Below are 20,044 nucleotides of genomic sequence, written 5' to 3'. Positions count from 1 at the left end.
CGAGTCGTGGGAAGACGATCAGAGAATTATGCGGGCAGAAACCGAGAGCGTGGCAACACGAGTTGTCCGTGAGGACAAAGACCCAATCACTCCGGTGGAGTTCAATCAGCGGACCAACAGGCCCTCGCCCTCACGGTTGAAGGATACCACTTCATTTCTGACACATTCGTTAATTGCCCCGTCACGCAGCATTCAAGAACCTGCATAAACTTGAGGCACCTGCACGACGCTGTATGCGTCAGTGCGAGAGGATCTTCGACAGGAAGTGCTGCGCCCGATCGCTGCGCGGATGGCCGAAGAAGTCTTCCTTCTGCGCGTCTTCGACGATCTCGCCGGCATCCATGAAGATGACGCGATTGGCGACCTTCTTGGCGAAGCCCATTTCGTGGGTCACGACCATCATGGTCATGCCTTCCTTGGCGAGTTCGACCATGACGTCGAGCACCTCGTTGATCATTTCGGGATCGAGCGCCGAGGTCGGCTCGTCGAACAGCATGCAGATCGGGTCCATCACCAGCGCGCGCGCGATGGCGACGCGCTGCTGCTGGCCGCCGGAGAGCTGGCCGGGATATTTCTGCGCATGCGCCGTCAGGCCGACGCGCTCCAGCATCTTCATGGCCTTGGCTTTCGCTGCATCTTCAGAGCGACCGAGCACGATGGTCTGGCCGAGACACAGGTTCTCGACGATCTTCAAATGCGGAAACAGTTCGAAGTGCTGAAACACCATGCCGACGCGCGAGCGCAGCTTCGGCAGATCCTTCTTCATCGTCGTGACATTCAGCCCGTCCACCATGATGGTGCCCTCCTGCACGGGCTCAAGCGCATTCACGGTCTTGATCAGCGTCGACTTCCCCGACCCCGACGGACCGCAGACGACAACGACCTCGCCCTTTTCGACACTCGTCGTGCAGCTCTTCAGCACCTGGAACTGCGGATTGTACCACTTGCTGACTTTCTCGATGGTGATCATGGGCATGATGAGCGACCGACAGTTGGAGGCAAAAACTGAAAGCGAAGTGACTAGCGGATGATGCTGATGCGCTTCTGCAAGCGCTTCACAAAGAACGAGGCAGTGAAGCAGATCAGGAAGTAGACGAGCGCCGCGAACAGATACATTTCTGTGAGACGACCGTCACGCTGCGCAACCTTGGACGCTGCGCCCAGAAAATCCGTGATCGACAGCACATAGACCAGCGATGTGTCCTGGAACAGCACGATGGTCTGGGTGAAGATCACCGGCAGCATGTTGCGGAACGCTTGCGGCAGCACGACGCGGCGCATCACCTCGCGATAGTTGAGCCCGATGGCGTAGCCCGCCATCACCTGCCCCCGCGGAACCGACTGGATACCGGCGCGCATGATCTCCGAGAAGTAGGCCGCTTCGAACAGCGTGAAGGTGACGATGGTCGAGGCATAGGCCCCGACCTGCACCGGCTGATCGGATCGGATGATCCACTGCCCGACATAGGGCATCAGGAAGTAGAACAGGAAGATCACCAGCACGAGCGGCAGCGAGCGCATCAGATTGACATAGCTCACGGCGAAGCCCGACAGCACGGCACTGGACGACAGCCGCATCATCGCGATCAAGGTGCCGAGGATGAGACCGAAGAAGGTCGCTATCGCCGTCAACGTGAGGGTAAACGCCATGCCCTGCTGAAACAGGTAGGGCAGGCTGCGCCAGATGACGTCGTAATCGAAATTGCTGAACATCGCTTATTTCCCCCCGTTGAAGCCGGGGATCGCCAGGCGCTTTTCGATGATGCGCATTCCGATCGTCACGACGGCACTGAGGACGAGATAGATGGCAGCGGCAGCCGAGAAGGCCTCGAACACCTGGAACGAGAATTCCTGCATGGACCGCGCCCGTGCCGTCAGTTCGAGCACGCCGATGGTCAGCGCCGGCGCCGTGTTCTTGATGGTGTTGAGGAATTCAGAGGTCAGCGGCGGGAAGATGATGCGATAGGCCAGCGGCAGCAGGATGTAGCGATAGGTCTGCCAGGTGGTGAGTCCGATCGCCGTGCCCGCCATGCGCTGGCCTTTCGGCAGTGCATTGATGCCGGCGGTGATCTGCGCGGCGACACGCGATGACATATAGAAGCCAAGCCCAAGCATCGCGGCAATGAACGGCCCGTTGCGCAGCTGCTTGATCCAGATTCCGAGATCGCCGGGCAGCAATTCGGGAACGACGAAGAACCAGATGAATAGCTGTACCAGCAGCGGAATGTTGCGGAACATCTCGATATAGGCATTGCCGACAAACACCGCCCAGCGCGCAGGCAGCGTACGCATGATGCCGATCAGAGAGCCCATCACAAAAGCGATGAACCAGGCGCTGAGTGCGAGCAGGATGGTGACCTGGAGCCCGCTCATCAGCGAGCCGAAATAGGTCCCCGTCGCGTCAGGCGTCTGGTCCCAGAAGATCCCCCAATTCCAGTTATAGTTCACGCCTTCACCCCCACGCGCCGTCCCACGCGAAAACCAGACAACTTCCGGCAAAAACCCATGCAATGGCCGGGCCATTGCTTGTTACCTCTCCCCGCAGGCGGGGAGAGGCAAGCAAGAGTTAATTGGCGGTGTAGGCGTCCGGATCCGGCGAATCCGACGGGCTGGCGAACGCCTTCTTCTGTTCGGCGCCCATCGGAACGTTCAGATTGAGGCCCTTCGGCGGGATCTTCTGCATGAACCACTTGTCATAGATCTTGGCGCCTTCCGGGCTCTTGTAGAGCTCGGCAGTGGCGGCATCGGCGACCTTCTTGAACGGGGCATCGTCCTTGCGCAGCATGATGCCGTAAGGCTCAGGCTTGGAGAATGCATCCTTGGAGATCACATAGGCGCTCGGATCGCGCGCGCCGGCGGCAAGGCTGGCGAGCAGGATGTCATCCATGACGAAGGCTACGGCGCGGTCGGTCTCGACCATCAGGAACGCTTCGGCATGGTCCTTGGCGGGAATGATGTTGATGCCGAGATTGCGGGCGGCATTGACCTCGGTGAGCTGCTTGATGTTGGTGGTGCCGGACGTCGAAACCACCGACTTGCCCTTCAGATCGTCGATCTTGTCGAGCTTGCTGGCCTTCTTCGAAACGAAGCGGCTGGCGGTCAGGAAGTGCGTATTGGTGAAGGACACCTGCTTCTGACGATCGGCATTGTTGGTGGTCGAGCCGCATTCGAGATCGACGGTGCCGTTGGCAATCAGCGGAATACGGGTGGCCGAGGTGACCGGGTTCAGCTTGATCTCGATCTTGTCGTTCTTCAGCTCTTTCTTCACCGCATCGACGATCTTGTAGCAGATGTCCATGGCGAAGCCGACGGGCTTCTGATTGTCGTCGAGATAGGAGAACGGCACCGAAGAATCGCGGAAGCCGATGGTGATGGCGCCGGTGTCCTTGATCTTCTTGAGCGTGCCGGTGAGCTCCTGAGCGCCCGCCTGCGTCGTGCAAACCGCCGCGGCGATCATGCTTCCCAACAGAAAAATTCGTTTCATAGTCCCTCTCCTCAACACAGTCCGATCTCACGCCGAACGACTCTCTTTCCGAGCGCCCTTGCGCGACCGCCCGGGATGCTTGCACAATCGGGGCCAAAACGGAATTGCCCGATCGGACGACAACAGTTTGTTCTGAGCTCCCGTTCCCCGTACAACCCGGTCATGAGCAACGCCCTGCACGCACTTTGTGACGCAGGCGCCGCGGGCGCCACGGAAAAGATTGATGATATCAGCCATCCCCGCCTGGTAATCGCTACCACGATCCTGGCCTCCAGCCTGGCCTTCATCGACGGATCGGTGGTGAATGTCGGACTTCCTGCCATTGCAGCGAGTTTTCAGGCCGATGCCGGCGACCTGCAATGGGTGATCAACGCTTATCTATTGCCGCTTAGTTCACTTCTTTTGCTCGGCGGTGCAGCAGGCGACCGCTTCGGTCGCCGCAGACTTCTGATCTGGGGCGTTGGCCTGTTTGCGCTGGCCTCGTTGGCCTGCGCTGTGGCGCCCAGCCTGCGCTTGCTGTTGGCCGCGCGTTTTCTGCAGGGAGTCAGCGCGGCGATGCTGATGCCGAACAGTCTGGCGATCCTCGGCCAGACATTTTCCGGCGAAGCCAAGGGGCGCGCCATCGGCATCTGGGCTGCCAGCGGTGCCGCAGCGGGCGCGCTCGGCCCTGTGCTGGGTGGATGGCTGATCGACATCGGCAGCTGGCATCTCATCTTTCTCATCAATGTGCCGATCGCCCTGGCGGCGATGGCGCTTGCCTGCCTTGGCATCCCCCGCGATCGACACGACGGCGATCAACCGCTCGACAGTTTCGGTGCCATCCTCGCGACTGCGGGACTTGGACTGACCACCTGGAGCCTGACCGAAGCTACGTCACATGATTGGGCGGGTTTCACGCCTGTCGTGCTTGCCGCAGGCCTCCTGCTCTTGCTTGTGTTCGTGCGGGTCGAAGGCCGCAAAGGTGAACGCGCAATGATGCCGCTTGCACTGTTCGGGTCCGCCAGCTTCGTCGGCCTGACACTGCTGACATTCCTGTTGTACGGCGCACTCGGTGGGCTGTTCGTCCTGATACCTTATCTCCTGATCGAAGCCGCCGGCTACACGGCGACACAGGCCGGTGCCGCGCTGCTGCCCTTGCCACTTGTCATCTCTTTGATATCACCGTTCGCCGGTTCGCTCGCGGCCAGAACCGGCCCACGGATCATGCTGACGCTGGGACCGGTGATTGTCGCGACGGGTTTTTTACTCGCGCTCCGCATCGGTTCCTACACCAGCTACTGGACCGGCGTTCTCCCCGCCATGATCGTCATCGCCATTGGCATGGCCGGCGCCGTTGCACCTCTGACCACGGCCGTACTGATGTCAGTCGATGCGCGTCACACGGGGTCTGCCTCCGGTTTCAACAGCGCGGTCGCACGCACTGGAGGCCTTGTGGTCACGGCGCTGATCGGATCGGTCATAGCGGCAAAGGGACCGGCGCTAATTAGCGCATTTGCAGCAGCGACGATCGGAGGTGCGGCGCTTTGTATCGCAGCAGCGCTCAGCGCATTCCTGCTGATAGCGGCGCGACCGCAGTCCTGAGAAACCACGCTACCTGCGAGCGGCTACCGCCTCGCCGAAAGCCTGAAAGAGCGTGCGATTGATCGGATTGATCTGCGGGTCATATTCCGCGTGCCATTGCACACCGAGCGCAAAGCTCGGTGCATCGGCAATGCGGATGGCCTCGATGGTACCGTCCTCGGCAACGCCCTCGATCACCACCCGCTTGCCGGGGATATCGATGCCCTGGCCATGCAGGGAATTCACCGTGATGGTCTCGCGGCCCAACAGGCTGGCAAAGGTGCCGTTGCTGGTCAGATGCACTTCGTGGCGATCGGCGAACACGACGGCCGGATCGGGATGGATCTCGCCACTCTCGAGCCTGGGCATACGATGATTGATACGGCCGGGAATCTCGCGGATCTCGGGATGCAGCGAACCGCCGAACGCTACGTTCATCTCTTGCAGTCCGCGACAGATGCCAAAGATCGGGACCCCGCGCGTGACACAGGCCTCGATCATGGCCAGCGCCACCGCATCACGGCCATTATCGTAGGGCTCGTGACGGACATGCGCTTCCATGCCGAATCGGGTCGGGTGGACGTTGGCCCGCGCGCCGGTGAGCAGGATGCCGTCGACCAGATCGAGCACCTGACCGACATCTGTGATGTCGGGGGTGCCGGCGAACATCATCGGCAGGGCATTGGCCACTTCGGCGACCGCACGAAGGTTGTTTTCTCCGACCGCCTGGACGGAGAACCTGTTCTCAATGCGATACGCGTTGCCGATCACGCCGATTACCGGCCGGGTCTTCGTTGGCATCAGCTTCCGGTCGAAAAGTCCTGGACCATTGAGCTATAGCCGAGTCACGGCGTGAACACGACTGGTTCCGAAACAAAACTGTCACGAAGCATGACATTTGAGAAAGAAACGCCTCTTCGAACCCATAAGGCGTCAATTCAGCGGTTTCGGAGAGGTCAGGCGGCGGTTTTAGATGGTGGGCGCGACAGGGATCGAACCTGTGACCCCTTCCATGTCAAGGAAGTGCTCTCCCGCTGAGCTACGCGCCCTAAGAACCGGTCGTTACGGGTGTGGGGTCTATAACGGGTCAAACCCGGACAAGCAAGGACGCCGGAGGGGCAATCCTTGCCTCATTTGCAGGAAAATCCAAGAAATTCGGCAAGGAAGCCAGCCGCCCTCAGGCCGCCAGCATCTTGTTCACTTCGCTGACCAATTCACGCAGGTGGACCGGCTTGGCCAGCACCTTGGCGTTTTTCGGCGCTTCGGAGTCCGAATTCAGCGCCACAGCCGCAAAGCCGGTGATGAACATGATCTTGATGTCGGGGTCGAGTTCGCTGGCGCGACGCGCCAGTTCGATCCCATCCATCTCCGGCATCACGATATCCGTCAGAAGCATTTCAAAGGGCTCCTCGCGGAGTCTCTGATAGGCCGACATCCCGTTATCGTGGTGCGACACCTGAAAACCGGCGTTTTCCAACGCCTTCACCAGGAAGCGGCGCATGTCGTTGTCGTCTTCGGCGAGAAGGATTTTGTGCATGGCGGTTGGACGTCGAACCCGAATGAGAGGACCTGTTCGCCCACTAAGCCCGAGGTCTGGTAAATTTCGGGTGAAGGTGATCAGCGCAGGCTGTGCATAAGCGTCTCAAGATGGTGCGCCAGAACGCCGTGAAACACAACAAATGAGCGCATTTCTCGTGATCGTCACGCCTGCGGAAGTTTTTAACTTGGCAGACCTGTTTCGGTTATCGACAATGCGGCCTCACAAAGCGCCGGTTTTCTGCCAGACTGGGCAAACCGAAGAACGTGGCTGCAGGGACGATGCGCGACGATGACCCAGTTTGACGGTGAGCTGTCGCCTCCCTTCGAGATCGTCGAGCCTGCCAACTGGCGCGCCCCGATCATTTTCAATTCCCCGCATTCCGGCTCGGTCTATCCGGCAGACTTCCTGAGCGCCTCCCGGATCGACGTGACGGCGCTGCGCCGCTCCGAAGATTCGTTCATGGACGAATTGATCGCCGGATTGAGCGATCGCGGCTTCCCGGTGGTCCGGGTGCATTTTCCGCGCTCCTATGTGGACGTTAATCGCGAGCCCTACGAGCTCGATCCGCGGATGTTCAACGGCCGGCTGCCCAGTTTTGCCAATACCCGCTCGATGCGAGTGGCCGGCGGCCTCGGCACGATTCCCCGGGTGGTCGGCGACGGTCAGGAGATCTACCGTGAGCGACTGGACGTCGATGACGCCCTCACCCGCATCGAGGCGCTGTACAAGCCGTACCACCGCGCCCTGCGCCGCCTGATCAACAAGGCGCACCAGACATTCGGCACGGTGATCCTGGTGGATTGCCACTCGATGCCCTCCATCGGAATTTCCCGCGAGGAGCCGCGCCGCCCGGACGTCGTCGTCGGTGACCGCTATGGCACGAGTTGCGCGAGCGTCCTTGCCGAAGTGGTCGAAGACACGTTCGGCGGCCTCGGCTATTCGCTGGGCCGTAACAAACCCTATGCCGGCGGCTTCATTACCGAGCATTACGGCAACCCGGCCAGCGGGCTGCACGCTATCCAGATCGAGCTGAACCGGGCGATCTATATGGATGAGCGCCGCCGCGAGAGGACCGCGCGCTTCGATCAGATTGCTGCCGATTTTACCGTCCTGGCGGATGCATTGGCCACGATCCCGCTGGACAGCCTCGGTCCATTCCAGGCCGCTGCCGAATAGGCCGGGCCCGAAAGCCCTGCCCGGACTCAAACCGTCAACTCAATCAGATGTGGTATTTTGGAACCGTGACCGCAGAGTCATAGGTGCTTATTTGCTGCGGCATATTGGCATTTATTGTCGGACGCAGAGATAGGGCGGGGTTTTACCGTCGGGATTCATACAACTTTAGGTTATTCCCACCAGCGTGATGCCGCGGATTGGAACCGCGCAACATGACAGGAGAGAATATGAAGAGCATGATCAGGAAATTCTGGTCGGACGAATCGGGAGCGACTGCGATCGAATACGGGCTGATTGCCGCCGGCATCTCGCTGGCCATCATTGCCGTCGTCAACGGCCTCGGCACAAACCTCAATGGCAAGTTCACCGAGATCAACTCGTCACTGAAGTAACCTTCGCGACGTGGACACCGGCTTGAGGTTCTCAGCCGAATAAGTCTTGCTTGATGACTGACGTCGTCATGGGCCCGAAGCTGTCGGGGTGCCAGACGACCAACAGGTCAGGTGACACAAGACAATCGCCGGCGACCACGTCGGGCCGCTTGATGCAAAAACTCCTCCGACAAGAAAAAAGGGCCGCTTGCGATAGCAAGCGGCCCAAGTCTAGGGAGGAAACGCCCAAGGAGGGCAGCGATAGCGCAAGCGCTACCGCACCGCAACAATATGCAGCCGCGACGCACCAAGTGCAAGAGTTTTCGGGCAAATTTCCATGCAAATTTCGCATGGTGATCGCACCGTTCAGGCATAGGCGTCATAATTTTGGTAAGCAAAATCAATATGATACAAAAACGACAGTAGATCTGACCTATTTATGAAATGATTTTATGTTCATTTCATTGTCCAATTTCTGATGTCGGACATCAGAAATCTTAGGGAAATCGCAACCCGATTCAGCGCTGTGGTTTAGGGGAATCGCAGAGGGAATTCGATCAGCGCAGATGCGGGTCGTTCTCCCGCCCTGTATAGGAAGCGACACGCGCCCATTCAGCCGCCGCAACAAAGGACCTCTCCGTGACGGTCATCGACTTCAACGCCTTCATTGGTCGCCTTGCGACCTCGTCGGGCGAGACCATCCTGCCGTTCTTTCGCACCTCGCTGAGCGTCGACAACAAGAACAGCGCCGATTTCGACCCGGTCACGGAAGCCGACCGCGCGGCCGAGGCGGTAATGCGCCGGCTGATCAAGGCCAACTTCCCGCAGCACGGTATTGTCGGCGAGGAATTCGGCACCGAGCGCGAAGACGCTGAATATGTCTGGGTCCTCGACCCGATCGACGGCACCAAATCCTTCATCTCCGGCTTTCCGATCTGGGGCACGCTGATTGCGCTGCTGCATCGGGGCACACCGGTCTATGGCATGATGCACCAGCCCTATATCGGCGAACGCTTCAGCGGTGACAGCGGCTCGGCGCGCTACCAGGGCGCCAACAACACCAGCCGCAAATTGGCCGTCCGGCGCTGCGCCTCGCTGACGGATGCGACGCTGTTCACCACCAGCCCGCGGCTGATGGGCGATGCCGATCGCGCGAAGTTTCACGACGTCGAAAAAGACGTCCGGCTGACGCGCTACGGCGGCGATTGCTATTCCTATTGCATGCTCGCCGCGGGCCATCTCGATCTCGTCATCGAGACCGAGCTGAAGCCCTACGATATCGCAGCGCTGATCCCGATCATCACCGGTGCCGGCGGCGTGGTGACCACCTGGGAGGGCAAGCCCGCGCAGAATGGCGGCCGCATCGTCGCTGCCGGCGACCCGCGCGTGCATGAGGCCGCGCTGAAGATCCTGAACGCCTGATCGGGCACTGCTACGCCCGCGCTGCGGTTCGCAAATGCTCGATCATCTGCTGCGCGGGACGGGATAACGTCTTCAGGCTGCGAAAGCAGATCGCCAGCTTGCGGTTCGCCCAGGGATCGCGAATCCGGATCAGCGCCAGCGCTGTTGACCGTGCGCAGCGCCGCGCGGCGACCTCCGGCACGATGGCGATCCCGACGCCCGCCGCCGCCATCTGGCACATCGCATCGAAATCCCGCATCTGTGCCCGATAGCGCAGCCGCGCGCCGAGCTGCGCCGCATATTTGCCGATGTGGTTCTGCAGCGCGGTCGCATTGGTCAGCCCGACAAAGTCGCGGTCGATGATCTCATGGAAATCGATGTGACGCCGGCCGGCCAGATCGCTGCGCGGCGCCGTCACCAGCATCAGGCGGTCTTCGTTGAAAGTGAAGCGTTCAAGGCTGTCCGGCAGCGTATGCTCGGCGGCGAAGCCGAAATCGGCGATGCCCGCGGCGATCGCCTGGGCGATATCGGCGCTCTCGCGCTCCTCGACCTCAAGACTGACATTGGGGTGCTCGCGCAGGAAACTTGCCAGCGCCTTCGGCAGATGTTCGGACAGACCCACTGTATTGGCCAGCATCGACACACTGGCCTTCATGCCATTGGCATAGGCGGCCATGTCGCCGCGCATGGTCTCGATATTCTGCAGGATGATGCGGGCGTGGCCGAGCAGGCTTTCGCCGGCGGTCGTCAGCGTGACGCCGCGTCGGCCCCGTTTCAGCAGCGGCACACCGACCGTCGCTTCCAGGCCCTTGATCCGGGCGCTTGCCGAGGCCAGCGCCAGATTGGCCGCATTTGCGCCGCCGGTGATGCTGCGCGCTTCGGCGACCGCCACGAAGAGTTTGAGATCGACCAGATCGGCATGCATCCTTGGCCCTCCAGCCTTCGCTACAGCCGAAGGCAATCTCCGTAACCTTCACATTGTGCCGGCCGCGCCGATCGGTCAATCTGCCGCACATGATCGATTCCATGCTCATTCTGATTGCTGCTGTTTTTGCGCTCGCCGGCTTCGTCAAAGGCGTCATCGGCCTCGGCCTGCCCACCGTGTCGATGGGCCTGCTGGCGGTGACCATGACGCCGGTGCAGGCGCTGACCATCGTCATCGTCCCCGCCATCGTCACCAATATCTGGCAGACCTTTGTCGGTCCCTATCTGCGCGACATCATCCGCCGGCTGTGGCCGCTGCTGCTCGGCACCGCGATCACCATCTGGCTGTGCGGCAGCCTGATGACCGGTCCCTATGCCAAATATGGTTCGATCGTGCTCGGCGTCCTGCTGGTGATCTATGCCGTGGTGACGCTGGTGAAATTCCAGTTCAAGACGCCACCGCAAAACGAGAAATGGGTCGGCGGCATCGCCGGCCTGCTGACCGGCGTGGTCTCCGCCGCCACCGGGGTGCAGGTCATTCCGTCGATGCCGTTCATGCAATCGATCGGCATGGAGAAGAACGAGCTGGTGCAGGCGCTCGGCCTGTACTTCACCGTCGCCACGATGGCTCAGGCCTTCAACCTCAGCAGCGCCGGCTTGCTCACCGCCGCCACGGCGGTGCCCGGCATCGTCGCGATGATCACCGCTTTTGCCGGCATGTTCATCGGTCAGGCGGTGCGCGATCGCATGGAGCCCGAGCAGTTCCGCCGCTGGTTCCTGATCGCGATGCTGCTGCTCGGCATCTATCTTGCCGTCACCGCGACCTTCACGGTGCTGAAGTAGGATGGGCAGAGCGCAGCGAAACCCATCCATCAAGAAACATGACAGTGATGGGTTTCGCGAAGACGCTCTACCGTCCTCCGCTTAACGCGCCTCCAGCATTGCCACGCGGATGCCGAGATAGATGAACACGCCACCCAGCGCGCGGTTGATCCAGACCATCGCCTGACTGGATTGCCGGACGCGGCTGGCGGCCTTGGCCGCGACAATGGCCGTGCCAAGCCCCCAGATCGTGCCCGTGCTGATGAAGATCAGCCCCAGTACGATGAAGGCCAGCGCCTTGCTGGGCGCATCCACGTCGACGAATTGCGGCAGGAAGGCGAGAAAGAACAGCGCCACTTTCGGGTTCAGCGCATTGGTGAAGACGCCCTGCCGGAACACCTGCCGCAGCGATAGCGGCGCCCTTTCGGCAAGGTCATCCGTCGCCACTGACGCCCGCGCCCGCAGCATCTGGAAGCCGGTATAGAGCAGATAGGCCGCGCCGATCCATTTGACCGCAGTGAAGGCGTAGGACGATGCCGCCAGCAACGCCGACAGTCCGACTGCCGCGGCGAACACATGGACCAGACATCCCGCACTGATCCCCAGTGCCCCCGCCACGCCGCCGCGCCAGCCCATCTGCACGCTGCGCCCGACGATATAGGCCGTGTCCGGTCCCGGCGTGATGTTGAGCAGGATGCCGGACAGGATGAAGAGCCAGAGGCCGTGGATACCGAGCATGCAGTGTCCTTCACTATTTGAACAGAGGCGTGCCCGGCACGAATGCGTCGAACGCCGCCCAGAACTGCTGCCGGTAGCGATTCTGCTCCTGCAGAATCTCGTGGCGGGAGCCGGCGATCACCAGATGCGAGCCGGCACGCAGATGATAGGCGAATTCCTCGATGGCCGGCGTCGACACCACCTGATCGCTGCTGGCAGCCAGCATCAGGATCGGCTGACGGATCTTCACGGGATAGCTGGCCTCGCGAAAGCCGTGCATCCCGCGGATCGCCGTATCGGCCCAGGCCACCGTGGGCGAGCCGATGCCGAGTGTCGGATCCTCTTCGAGAATCGCCGCATTGCGCGCATAGCGCACGGGATCGCTGGTCAGTTTGTTGTTGGGGAATGACGCGGTGCCGACCAGTTCGCCATTGCCGCCGGGAATGTAGTTGCCGCCCTGCCCGGTAAAGCGCATCACGCGCAGCAACAGGCGCGCCGGCAACGAGGTCGAGCGGCCGGGCAGATCGATCATCGGCGCCGACAGCACCATGCGGTCGAACCAGCGCTTGCCGGAATGCGCCACGCGCAGCATCACCGCGCCGCCCATCGAATGAGCCAGCGCGAAGTAAGGTGGCGGACAATCCGGCATCACCACCTGCTGCACGAAACTTTCGACGTCGATCTCGAAATCGGAGAAACTGCGCACATATCCCTTGCGGCCATCCCGCAACTGCCGAGACGAATGGCCCTGCCCGCGCCAGTCGATCATCGCCACCGCAAAACCGCGGTCGCGCAGGTCGCGCACGGTCTCGAAATACTTCTCGATATATTCGCCGCGCCCGCTGAACACGCAGACCGTGCCCTTGCGCCCGGTGGTCGGCGCCCAGCGCGCAAAGCGCAGGTCGACGCCGTCCGGCGTCTTGATGGTGCCGGACACGGCACCCTCGGGAACAGGGTTGGCGGGAATCGAGACAAGCGTCATGGCGGGGGACCGGCTAGGCGAAAAACGCGGGATTTCAAGGGCGGGAGACAGATCAGCGCGAATCTTTCGGCCCCCCTTGCGAGCCGCCAGACCCCTCCCATATCAGTTTCGTGCAGGCCTCTCTAGGCTGCATGACACGAAAGCCCGGCCCTATGGCGGGCGGGTTATTGCAACAGTCGCTCAATGGAGGACTACCGAATGCGTAGCTATGATCTCACCCCGTTTTATCGTTCCACCGTCGGCTTCGACCGCCTGTTCAATCTGCTGGATCAGACCACAGGTGACGCAGCGCCGGGCTATCCGCCCTATAATATCGAACGCACCGGCGAGAACGAATACCGCATCAGCGTAGCCGTTTCCGGCTTCGCGCAGAACGAGCTCTCCATCGTCGCGAAGGAAAATACGCTGACGATCAAGGGCGAGAAAGCCGCCAACGAAAACGGCAGCAAGGCCGAGGTACTCTATCGCGGCATTGCCGCCCGTGCCTTCGAACGCGCCTTCCAGCTTGCCGACTTCGTGCAGGTGAAGAACGCCTCGCTCGAGAACGGCCTGCTCCACGTGGATCTCGTTCGCGAGATTCCGGAAGCCAAGAAGCCACGCAGCATTCCGATTTCCACCAGCGCCGTCAGCGCGCCGCAGGTGGTCGACGGCTCGGCCGAGAAAGTCGCCGCGTAAGCGGGACTTTGTAAAGTAAGTGTAGCTGTATGCGAAACGCCCCGGAGCAATCCGGGGCGTTTTGTTATTTGACGATGGTTGCTTCCTGGTCCCTCCCCCGCTCTCGCGTGGGGAGGAAAGCCATTGGCTTCATCGCCGACTATTCCAGCCCCTGGGCAGGCGGCGGCGTTTCTGCAGCAGGCGGCGTCGCGGGCTTTGCTTCTATTGCCGGCGGAGCGACCGTCGGTGCGGCAGTGTCCTTCTTCTCGGGCGCAGCCGGTGTTGCCGGTGCGGTGCCGGACGTTTCCGGCGGTTTCGTCTCGGCCGGCTTCTGCTCCGTCACGGCCGACTGCTGCACCGGTGCTGCGGCCGGCGGCGTTTCGGGTGGCTTGACGGCGACGGGCCTGGTTTCGGCCGGAGCCACAGGCTTCGCCGGCGCCGCGACCGCGCGCACCGGCGGCCGCTTCGGCAGCGGCACGCTCGTTGCACGGCTGGCAACTTTCGGCGCGGGTGTTGCCGTCCCGGCCGTGAACGGCGGACGGCGATATTGCGGCAGGGTCGGTACTGCGCCCTGCGGGCCGTAACGTGTGTCGATTTCCTCGCTCATCCGGTCGCCCATGCGATAGGCCGGGATGAAGCGCAGGATGCGTCCACTCCGCGCATCGATCACCAGCCGGCCATCCTCGCCGTCGAGGTCGATGGCCGACACTGTGTAGATGAGGCCGCGCTGCTGGGGCATGCCGAGAGCGGAGAAGCCGGCTTCGCGCAGGATCGAATAGACCTCCCGCAGCGGCAGCACCGCCAGATCATAGCCGCGGCGCAAGACGCCATAGGGCCGCGGCTCCGCATATTCCACCGGCGGCATGGCCGCATAGGGACCGCCGACATCCGATACGCGCGCCACGGCGGCAACGTCGCCGCGCATCGGCGGCAGTGCCTGTGCCTGTGCAGCGCCACTCGCCAGCAACAGCCCGGCCGAGGCCAGACATCCCACAAGTACCTTCATTGCATGCTCCTTCGACGCCCCCGCGCCCGGAGTGTGTTCAGCACCCTGAACCTCACGCTCTCGTCCGTCCCGCCACAGCAACCAGCGCCGCCACAAGCGTTAACGGACAATGCGCAACCTCACCGCTGAATCCGGCAGCCCTTGGGCCAGCCTTTGGCCGGCCTTGGGCCGGATCACGGCACCACCCGCCTGAATGTGTCTTCGCGGCATGGACGATTTGGCATGCGTTGTTGCCATGCGACGACGGACTCACACGCGCTTGTGTGCTAGATAAAAATTTGGCAAAGTCTTGGTTAGGACAGCATCACTGTCGCAATTTTTGGTGGCAAATCCGGCACAGGGTTTGCAACATAAGCAGGCGTCGCGACCAAAAACACGCCTGCTACGACGCGAGCCGAATAAGGCAGGATCCTTATAGGCAAGACATGGGGCGGCCGCCGGGGACGACGGGCACCACCAGTCTGAATTCTGAAATCGAGGCGCGCTATGCGCGAGCGGTGACCCTTAGGGTTCCGCTTGCGCCAAAAGTGCGCCGACGAGGGTGGCAGAACCCCGGTTGGGGTTGAGAGGACGAAGATGAGCGGATCAGAGCACGAGCGCCAATTGATCGAAACCGGCACGCATTCGGCGGCCCCGGCTATCAAATCGGCTCACGTGAAAGACACCGCCATCAAACCGGAACTCCATACCTACCGTCCGCCGGCGCTGGGCCTCTATGACCCGTCGCAGGAGAAGGATGCCTGCGGCGTCGGCTTCATCGCCAACATCAAGGGTCACAAGTCGCATCAGATCGTGTCTGACGCGATCAACATCCTCTGCAACCTCGAACACCGGGGTGCGACCGGCGCGGATCCGCGTTTTGGCGACGGCGCCGGTATTCTGGTGCAGATCCCGCACAAGTTCTTCACGCGCAAGGCATCGGAACTCGGCTTCAGCCTGCCCGCGCCGGGCCAATACGCCATCGGCGCGCTGTTCATGCCGCGTGATACCGCGTGGCGGAAAGTTATTCAGGGCATCATCGGTGATCAGATCAAGGCCGAAGGCCTGAAGCTGCTCGGCTGGCGCGACGTGCCGACGGACAATTCGTCGCTCGGCGAGAGCGTGAAGCCAACCGAGCCCGCCAACATGCAGGTCTTCATCGGCATCGGCAAAGCCAAGATCGCCGACGAGGACGAGTTCGAGCGCCGTCTCTACATCCTCCGCAAGTCGATCTCGCAGGCGATCTATCAGCGCCGCGAGCGCGGCCTCGCGGGCTATTACCCGTGCTCTATGTCGTGCCGCACGATCATCTACAAGGGCATGTTCCTCGCCGACCAGCTCGGCAGCTACTATGCCGATCTGCACGAAGAGGACTTCGAAAGCGCGCTGGCGCTGGTGCATCAGCGCTTCTCGACCAACACGTTCCCAACCTGGTCGCTGGCGCATCCCTACCGCATGGTCGCGCATAACGGCGAAATCAACACGCTGCGCGGCAACGTCAACTGGATGGCGGCGCGTCAGGCCTCCATCGAGTCCGAGCTGTATGGCAAGGACATCAGCCGTCTGTGGCCGATCTCCTATGAAGGCCAGTCCGACACCGCCTGCTTCGATAACGCGCTCGAATTCCTGGTGCAGGGCGGCTACTCGCTGCCTCACGCCGTGATGATGATGATTCCGGAAGCCTGGGCCGGCAATCCCTTGATGGATGAGCAGCGCCGCGCCTTCTACGAATATCACGCCGCGATGATGGAACCGTGGGACGGTCCTGCCGCGCTCGCCTTCACCGACGGTCGCCAGATCGGCGCGACGCTGGACCGTAACGGTCTGCGCCCCGCACGTTATCTCGTCACCAAGGACGACCGCATCGTGATGGCGTCCGAAATGGGCGTGCTGGCAATTCCGGAAGAAGATATCGTCACCAAGTGGCGCCTGCAGCCCGGCAAGATGCTGCTGGTCGATCTCGTCCAGGGCCGTCTGATTCCCGATGACGAGATCAAGGCGACGCTGGCCGCAAGCCATCCGTACAGCGAGTGGCTCGAACACACCCAGATCGTTCTGGAAGAGCTGCCGGACGCGCCGGCCAAGGGCCAGCGCTCCAACCTGCCGCTGCTCGATCGCCAGCAGGCCTTCGGCTACACCCAGGAAGACGTCACCATCCTGCTGACGCCGATGGCGTCGCAGGGCGAGGAAGCGTCGGGCTCCATGGGCACCGACACGCCGATCTCGGCGCTGTCGAGCAAGCCGAAGCCGCTGTTCACATATTTCAAGCAGAACTTCGCGCAGGTGACCAACCCGCCGATCGATCCGATCCGCGAAGAGCTCGTCATGAGCCTCGTCTCGATCATCGGACCGCGGCCGAACCTGTTCGACCTGCAGGGCGTCGCCACCACCAAGCGCCTTGAAGTGCGTCAGCCGATCCTGACCGACCAGGATCTCGAAAAGATCCGCTCGATCACGGATGTCGCCGAGTCGCACTTCGTTTCGCGCACCCTCGACACCACCTTCCATGCCGGTTTCGGCGCGGCGGGCATGGAGCAGGTGCTGGACGAACTCTGCGCCCGCGCGGAAGCTGCCGTGCGCGAAGGCGTCAACATCATCATCCTGTCGGACCGCATGGCCGGCTCGGATCGCATTCCGATCCCGTCGCTGCTGGCCTGCGCCTCGGTGCATCACCACCTGATCCGCACGGGTTTGCGCACCTCGGTGGGCCTCGTCGTCGAATCCGGCGAACCGCGCGAAGTGCATCACTTCGCCTGCCTCGCCGGCTATGGCGCGGAAGCGATCAACCCGTATCTGGCCTTCGAATCCATCATCGCCATGAAGGACCGGCTGCCGGTGCAGCTCGACGACTATGAAATCGTCAAGCGCTTCATCAAGTCGATCGGCAAGGGCCTGCTCAAGGTCATGTCGAAGATGGGCATCTCGACCTACCAGTCCTATTGCGGCGCGCAGATCTTCGACGCCGTCGGCCTGCGTCAGGAATTCGTCACCAAGTACTTTACGGGCACCCACACCAAGATCGAAGGCGTCGGCCTCGCCGAAATCGCCGAGGAGACCGTGCGTCGCCACAACGAGGCGTTCGGCGAGATCCAGATCTACAAGACCGCCCTCGATGTCGGCGGCGAATACGCCTATCGCAGCCGTGGTGAAGACCATGCCTGGAACGCCGAGTCGGTATCGCTGCTGCAGCATGCCGTGCGCGGCAATTCGCAGGATCGCTACAGGGCCTTCGCCAAGATCCTCAACGAACAGTCCGAGCGTCTGCTGACACTGCGCGGGTTGTTCAAGATCAAGAGTGCCGAGGACGAGAAGCGCAAGCCTGTGCCGCTCGAGGAAGTCGAATCCGCCGCGGACATCGTCAAGCGCTTTGCGACCGGCGCCATGTCCTACGGTTCGATCTCGCGCGAGGCGCATACCACGCTGGCCATCGCCATGAACCGGATCGGCGGCAAGTCGAACACAGGCGAAGGCGGCGAGGAGTCGGATCGCTACAAGCCGATGCCGAATGGCGACAGCATGCGCTCCGCGATCAAGCAGGTCGCGTCGGGACGGTTCGGCGTCACCACGGAATATCTCGTCAATTCCGACATGATGCAGATCAAGATGGCGCAGGGCGCAAAGCCCGGCGAAGGCGGTCAGTTGCCCGGCCACAAGGTCGACGCGACGATTGCCGCCGTGCGCCACTCGACGCCGGGCGTCGGCCTGATCTCGCCGCCGCCGCATCACGACATCTATTCGATCGAAGACATCGCGCAGCTGATCTACGACCTCAAGAACGTCAATCCGACGGGTCAGGTCTCGGTCAAGCTGGTGTCGGAAATCGGCGTCGGCACGGTCGCCGCGGGCGTCGCCAAGGCGCGCGCGGATCATGTCACCATCGCCGGCTTCGAAGGCGGCACCGGCGCTTCGCCGCTGACCTCGATCAAGCATGCGGGTTCGCCGTGGGAAATCGGCCTCGCCGAAACCCATCAGACCCTGGTGCGCGAACGGCTGCGTAGCCGCATCATTGTCCAGGTCGACGGCGGCTTCCGCACCGGCCGTGACGTGGTCATCGGTGCGCTGCTGGGGGCCGATGAGTTCGGCTTCGCCACCGCGCCCTTGATTGCTGCTGGCTGCATCATGATGCGCAAGTGCCATCTCAACACCTGCCCGGTCGGCGTCGCCACCCAGGATCCCGTCCTGCGCAAGCGCTTCACCGGCCAGCCCGAGCACGTGATCAACTACTTCTTCTTCGTCGCCGAGGAAGTTCGCGAGATCATGGCGCAGCTCGGCTATCGCACCTTCGACGAGATGGTCGGCCAGGTGCAGATGCTCGACCAGTCGGCCCTCGTGTCGCACTGGAAGGCCAAGGGTCTCGACTTCTCCAAGCTGTTCGTGCGCCAGCCCGAACTGCCCGGCCAGAAGATCTATCACACCGAGGATCAGGACCATCACCTGGAAGCCGTGCTCGATCGCGAATTGATCAAGCAGGCGCAGCCCGCGCTCGACCGCGGCGCGCCGGTGAAGATCGACATCAAGATCAACAGCACCAACCGTTCGGCCGGCGCCATGCTGGCGGGCTCGGTGGCCAAGATCTACGGCCATGCCGGCCTGCCGGACGACACCATCAAGGTGTCGCTGAAGGGTACCGCCGGTCAGGCCTTCGGCGCCTGGCTGTGCAAGGGCATCACTTTCGATCTCGAAGGCGAAGGCAACGACTATGTCGGCAAGGGCCTCTCGGGCGGCAAGATCATCGTGCGTCCGCCGGCTCATTCCGCCATCGTTCCGGAAGAGTCGATCATCGTCGGCAACACCGTGATGTATGGCGCGATCGAGGGCGAATGCTACTTCCGCGGCGTCGCCGGCGAACGCTTCGCCGTGCGTAACTCCGGTGCGGTGGCCGTCGTCGAAGGCGCCGGCGATCACTGCTGCGAATACATGACCGGCGGCATCGTCGTGGTGCTGGGCAAGACCGGCCGTAACTTCGCGGCCGGCATGTCCGGCGGCGTGGCTTACGTGCTCGACGAAACCGGCGACTTCCCCAAGCTGTGCAACATGGCGATGGTCGAGCTCGAGCCCGTCCTCTCGGAAGAGATGATTGCCGAGAATACCTATCACCACTCCGGCGATCTCGAAGCCCATGGCAAGGTCGACGTGTTCGCCAACCTGCTCGACTCCGATATCGAGCGCCTGCATGTGCTGATCACGCGTCACGCGAAATATGCCGGCTCGGCCAAGGCCGCAATGATCCTCGCGGACTGGAAAACCTGGTTGCCGAAATTCCGCAAGGTGATGCCGGTCGAGTACCGCCGTGCGCTGCGCGAGTTGAAAGCGAAAGGCGCCGAGGCCGAACCGCAGATCGCGATCGGCGCCTAGGACACGGACTGAACCGCCGCCCAAAGGGCGGCGGGGATGGAGATCGAAACAAGCAAATCATCCTTCGAGGCGC

Annotated in this window: 17 protein-coding genes and 1 tRNA gene; 7 read left to right on the top strand and 11 right to left on the bottom strand. The window is 62.0% G+C overall.

Annotated elements, in window-relative coordinates; genetic code table 11:
* Window positions 1–238: 238 nt before the first annotated feature.
* From AC1RLZ_RS24295 to AC1RLZ_RS24280, 4 genes are all read right to left on the bottom strand, one after another.
* A complete protein-coding gene (locus AC1RLZ_RS24295; RefSeq protein WP_371420210.1) occupies window positions 239–970 on the bottom strand; it encodes an amino acid ABC transporter ATP-binding protein in 732 nt (243 codons plus the stop codon).
* A gap of 50 nt (window positions 971–1,020) precedes the next feature.
* Window positions 1,021–1,713, bottom strand: a complete 693-nt coding sequence (locus AC1RLZ_RS24290; protein WP_371420120.1) for an amino acid ABC transporter permease — start codon at window positions 1,711–1,713, stop codon at window positions 1,021–1,023.
* Between the two features lie 3 nt (window positions 1,714–1,716).
* Window positions 1,717–2,448 (bottom strand): amino acid ABC transporter permease, encoded by a 732-nt coding sequence (locus tag AC1RLZ_RS24285; RefSeq protein ID WP_493190705.1) that lies wholly within the window; start codon window positions 2,446–2,448, stop codon window positions 1,717–1,719.
* A 118-nt stretch (window positions 2,449–2,566) separates the two neighbouring features.
* Window positions 2,567–3,484, bottom strand: coding sequence for an amino acid ABC transporter substrate-binding protein (locus AC1RLZ_RS24280; RefSeq protein WP_493190688.1), 918 nt, complete (start codon window positions 3,482–3,484; stop codon window positions 2,567–2,569).
* A gap of 162 nt (window positions 3,485–3,646) precedes the next feature.
* Between AC1RLZ_RS24280 and AC1RLZ_RS24275 the strand changes: the two genes are divergently transcribed.
* Window positions 3,647–5,065 carry an MFS transporter gene (locus AC1RLZ_RS24275; protein WP_493190687.1) on the top strand — a complete coding sequence of 473 codons (1,419 nt, stop codon included), beginning with the start codon at window positions 3,647–3,649 and terminating at the stop codon, window positions 5,063–5,065.
* A 9-nt stretch (window positions 5,066–5,074) separates the two neighbouring features.
* Here the strand turns inward: AC1RLZ_RS24275 and AC1RLZ_RS24270 are convergent, their stop codons facing one another.
* The 3 genes from AC1RLZ_RS24270 to cpdR form a co-directional block, all read right to left on the bottom strand.
* Window positions 5,075–5,845, bottom strand: a complete 771-nt coding sequence (locus tag AC1RLZ_RS24270; RefSeq protein WP_493190686.1) for a gamma-glutamyl-gamma-aminobutyrate hydrolase family protein — start codon at window positions 5,843–5,845, stop codon at window positions 5,075–5,077.
* Window positions 5,846–6,018: 173 nt separating this feature from the next.
* Window positions 6,019–6,093 (bottom strand) — tRNA-Val (locus AC1RLZ_RS24265).
* Between the two features lie 128 nt (window positions 6,094–6,221).
* Window positions 6,222–6,581: a cell cycle two-component system response regulator CpdR gene (cpdR, locus tag AC1RLZ_RS24260; RefSeq protein WP_092145876.1), complete on the bottom strand. Its 360-nt coding sequence runs from the start codon at window positions 6,579–6,581 to the stop codon at window positions 6,222–6,224.
* Window positions 6,582–6,872: 291 nt separating this feature from the next.
* On the opposite strand from cpdR, the gene AC1RLZ_RS24255 reads away from it, so the two are divergent.
* From AC1RLZ_RS24255 to hisN, 3 genes are all read left to right on the top strand, one after another.
* On the top strand, window positions 6,873–7,760 hold the full coding sequence (locus tag AC1RLZ_RS24255) for an N-formylglutamate amidohydrolase (protein ID WP_371420124.1): 888 nt from the start codon (window positions 6,873–6,875) through the stop codon (window positions 7,758–7,760).
* A gap of 227 nt (window positions 7,761–7,987) precedes the next feature.
* Entirely contained in the window at window positions 7,988–8,152 is a 165-nt protein-coding gene (locus tag AC1RLZ_RS24250) for a Flp family type IVb pilin (RefSeq protein WP_371420125.1), read from the top strand.
* Window positions 8,153–8,770: 618 nt separating this feature from the next.
* Window positions 8,771–9,553, top strand: coding sequence for a histidinol-phosphatase (gene hisN, locus AC1RLZ_RS24245; protein WP_493190685.1), 783 nt, complete (start codon window positions 8,771–8,773; stop codon window positions 9,551–9,553).
* Between the two features lie 10 nt (window positions 9,554–9,563).
* On the opposite strand, the gene AC1RLZ_RS24240 is transcribed toward hisN, so the two are convergent.
* Window positions 9,564–10,457, bottom strand: a complete 894-nt coding sequence (locus AC1RLZ_RS24240; RefSeq protein WP_493190684.1) for a LysR substrate-binding domain-containing protein — start codon at window positions 10,455–10,457, stop codon at window positions 9,564–9,566.
* Between the two features lie 89 nt (window positions 10,458–10,546).
* Here AC1RLZ_RS24240 and AC1RLZ_RS24235 point away from each other — a divergent pair, with 89 nt between their 5' ends.
* Complete coding sequence (locus tag AC1RLZ_RS24235; protein WP_493190683.1) at window positions 10,547–11,299, top strand: sulfite exporter TauE/SafE family protein; 753 nt, start codon at window positions 10,547–10,549, stop codon at window positions 11,297–11,299.
* An 81-nt stretch (window positions 11,300–11,380) separates the two neighbouring features.
* Here the strand turns inward: AC1RLZ_RS24235 and AC1RLZ_RS24230 are convergent, their stop codons facing one another.
* A complete protein-coding gene (locus AC1RLZ_RS24230) occupies window positions 11,381–12,016 on the bottom strand; it encodes a LysE family translocator (protein WP_493190682.1) in 636 nt (211 codons plus the stop codon).
* A 13-nt stretch (window positions 12,017–12,029) separates the two neighbouring features.
* Window positions 12,030–12,977: an alpha/beta fold hydrolase gene (locus tag AC1RLZ_RS24225; protein WP_493190681.1), complete on the bottom strand. Its 948-nt coding sequence runs from the start codon at window positions 12,975–12,977 to the stop codon at window positions 12,030–12,032.
* A 198-nt stretch (window positions 12,978–13,175) separates the two neighbouring features.
* Between AC1RLZ_RS24225 and AC1RLZ_RS24220 the strand changes: the two genes are divergently transcribed.
* The gene (locus AC1RLZ_RS24220; protein ID WP_493190680.1) at window positions 13,176–13,652 is read left to right on the top strand and encodes an Hsp20 family protein; all 477 of its coding nucleotides are present in this window, start codon (window positions 13,176–13,178) and stop codon (window positions 13,650–13,652) included.
* A 139-nt stretch (window positions 13,653–13,791) separates the two neighbouring features.
* Here the strand turns inward: AC1RLZ_RS24220 and AC1RLZ_RS24215 are convergent, their stop codons facing one another.
* A complete protein-coding gene (locus tag AC1RLZ_RS24215) occupies window positions 13,792–14,637 on the bottom strand; it encodes a hypothetical protein (protein ID WP_493190679.1) in 846 nt (281 codons plus the stop codon).
* A 576-nt stretch (window positions 14,638–15,213) separates the two neighbouring features.
* Between AC1RLZ_RS24215 and gltB the strand changes: the two genes are divergently transcribed.
* Complete coding sequence (gene gltB / locus AC1RLZ_RS24210; RefSeq protein WP_493190678.1) at window positions 15,214–19,971, top strand: glutamate synthase large subunit; 4,758 nt, start codon at window positions 15,214–15,216, stop codon at window positions 19,969–19,971.
* Window positions 19,972–20,044: the final 73 nt, after the last annotated feature.

It is taken from the genome of Tardiphaga sp. GW822-FHT04G09, assembly GCF_058800725.1.
The sequence above is the reverse complement of the archived record's forward strand: the minus strand, read 5'-3'. Positions and strand labels throughout refer to the sequence as shown.

Excerpts from the sequence above, each read along its gene's own strand:
- AC1RLZ_RS24275 (WP_493190687.1), top strand. The coding sequence starts at position 3,647 with ATGAGCAACGCCCTGCACGCACTTTGTGACGCAGGCGCCGCGGGCGCC.
- gltB (WP_493190678.1), top strand. The coding sequence starts at position 15,214 with ATGAGCGGATCAGAGCACGAGCGCCAATTGATCGAAACCGGCACGCAT.
- AC1RLZ_RS24240 (WP_493190684.1), bottom strand. The coding sequence starts at position 10,457 with ATGCATGCCGATCTGGTCGATCTCAAACTCTTCGTGGCGGTCGCCGAA.
- AC1RLZ_RS24280 (WP_493190688.1), bottom strand. The coding sequence starts at position 3,484 with ATGAAACGAATTTTTCTGTTGGGAAGCATGATCGCCGCGGCGGTTTGC.
- AC1RLZ_RS24270 (WP_493190686.1), bottom strand. The coding sequence starts at position 5,845 with ATGCCAACGAAGACCCGGCCGGTAATCGGCGTGATCGGCAACGCGTAT.
- AC1RLZ_RS24215 (WP_493190679.1), bottom strand. The coding sequence starts at position 14,637 with ATGAAGGTACTTGTGGGATGTCTGGCCTCGGCCGGGCTGTTGCTGGCG.
- AC1RLZ_RS24290 (WP_371420120.1), bottom strand. The coding sequence starts at position 1,713 with ATGTTCAGCAATTTCGATTACGACGTCATCTGGCGCAGCCTGCCCTAC.
- AC1RLZ_RS24235 (WP_493190683.1), top strand. The coding sequence starts at position 10,547 with ATGATCGATTCCATGCTCATTCTGATTGCTGCTGTTTTTGCGCTCGCC.
- AC1RLZ_RS24295 (WP_371420210.1), bottom strand. The coding sequence starts at position 970 with ATGATCACCATCGAGAAAGTCAGCAAGTGGTACAATCCGCAGTTCCAG.
- AC1RLZ_RS24220 (WP_493190680.1), top strand. The coding sequence starts at position 13,176 with ATGCGTAGCTATGATCTCACCCCGTTTTATCGTTCCACCGTCGGCTTC.
- AC1RLZ_RS24250 (WP_371420125.1), top strand. The coding sequence starts at position 7,988 with ATGAAGAGCATGATCAGGAAATTCTGGTCGGACGAATCGGGAGCGACT.
- AC1RLZ_RS24255 (WP_371420124.1), top strand. The coding sequence starts at position 6,873 with ATGACCCAGTTTGACGGTGAGCTGTCGCCTCCCTTCGAGATCGTCGAG.
- AC1RLZ_RS24225 (WP_493190681.1), bottom strand. The coding sequence starts at position 12,977 with ATGACGCTTGTCTCGATTCCCGCCAACCCTGTTCCCGAGGGTGCCGTG.
- cpdR (WP_092145876.1), bottom strand. The coding sequence starts at position 6,581 with ATGCACAAAATCCTTCTCGCCGAAGACGACAACGACATGCGCCGCTTC.
- AC1RLZ_RS24230 (WP_493190682.1), bottom strand. The coding sequence starts at position 12,016 with ATGCTCGGTATCCACGGCCTCTGGCTCTTCATCCTGTCCGGCATCCTG.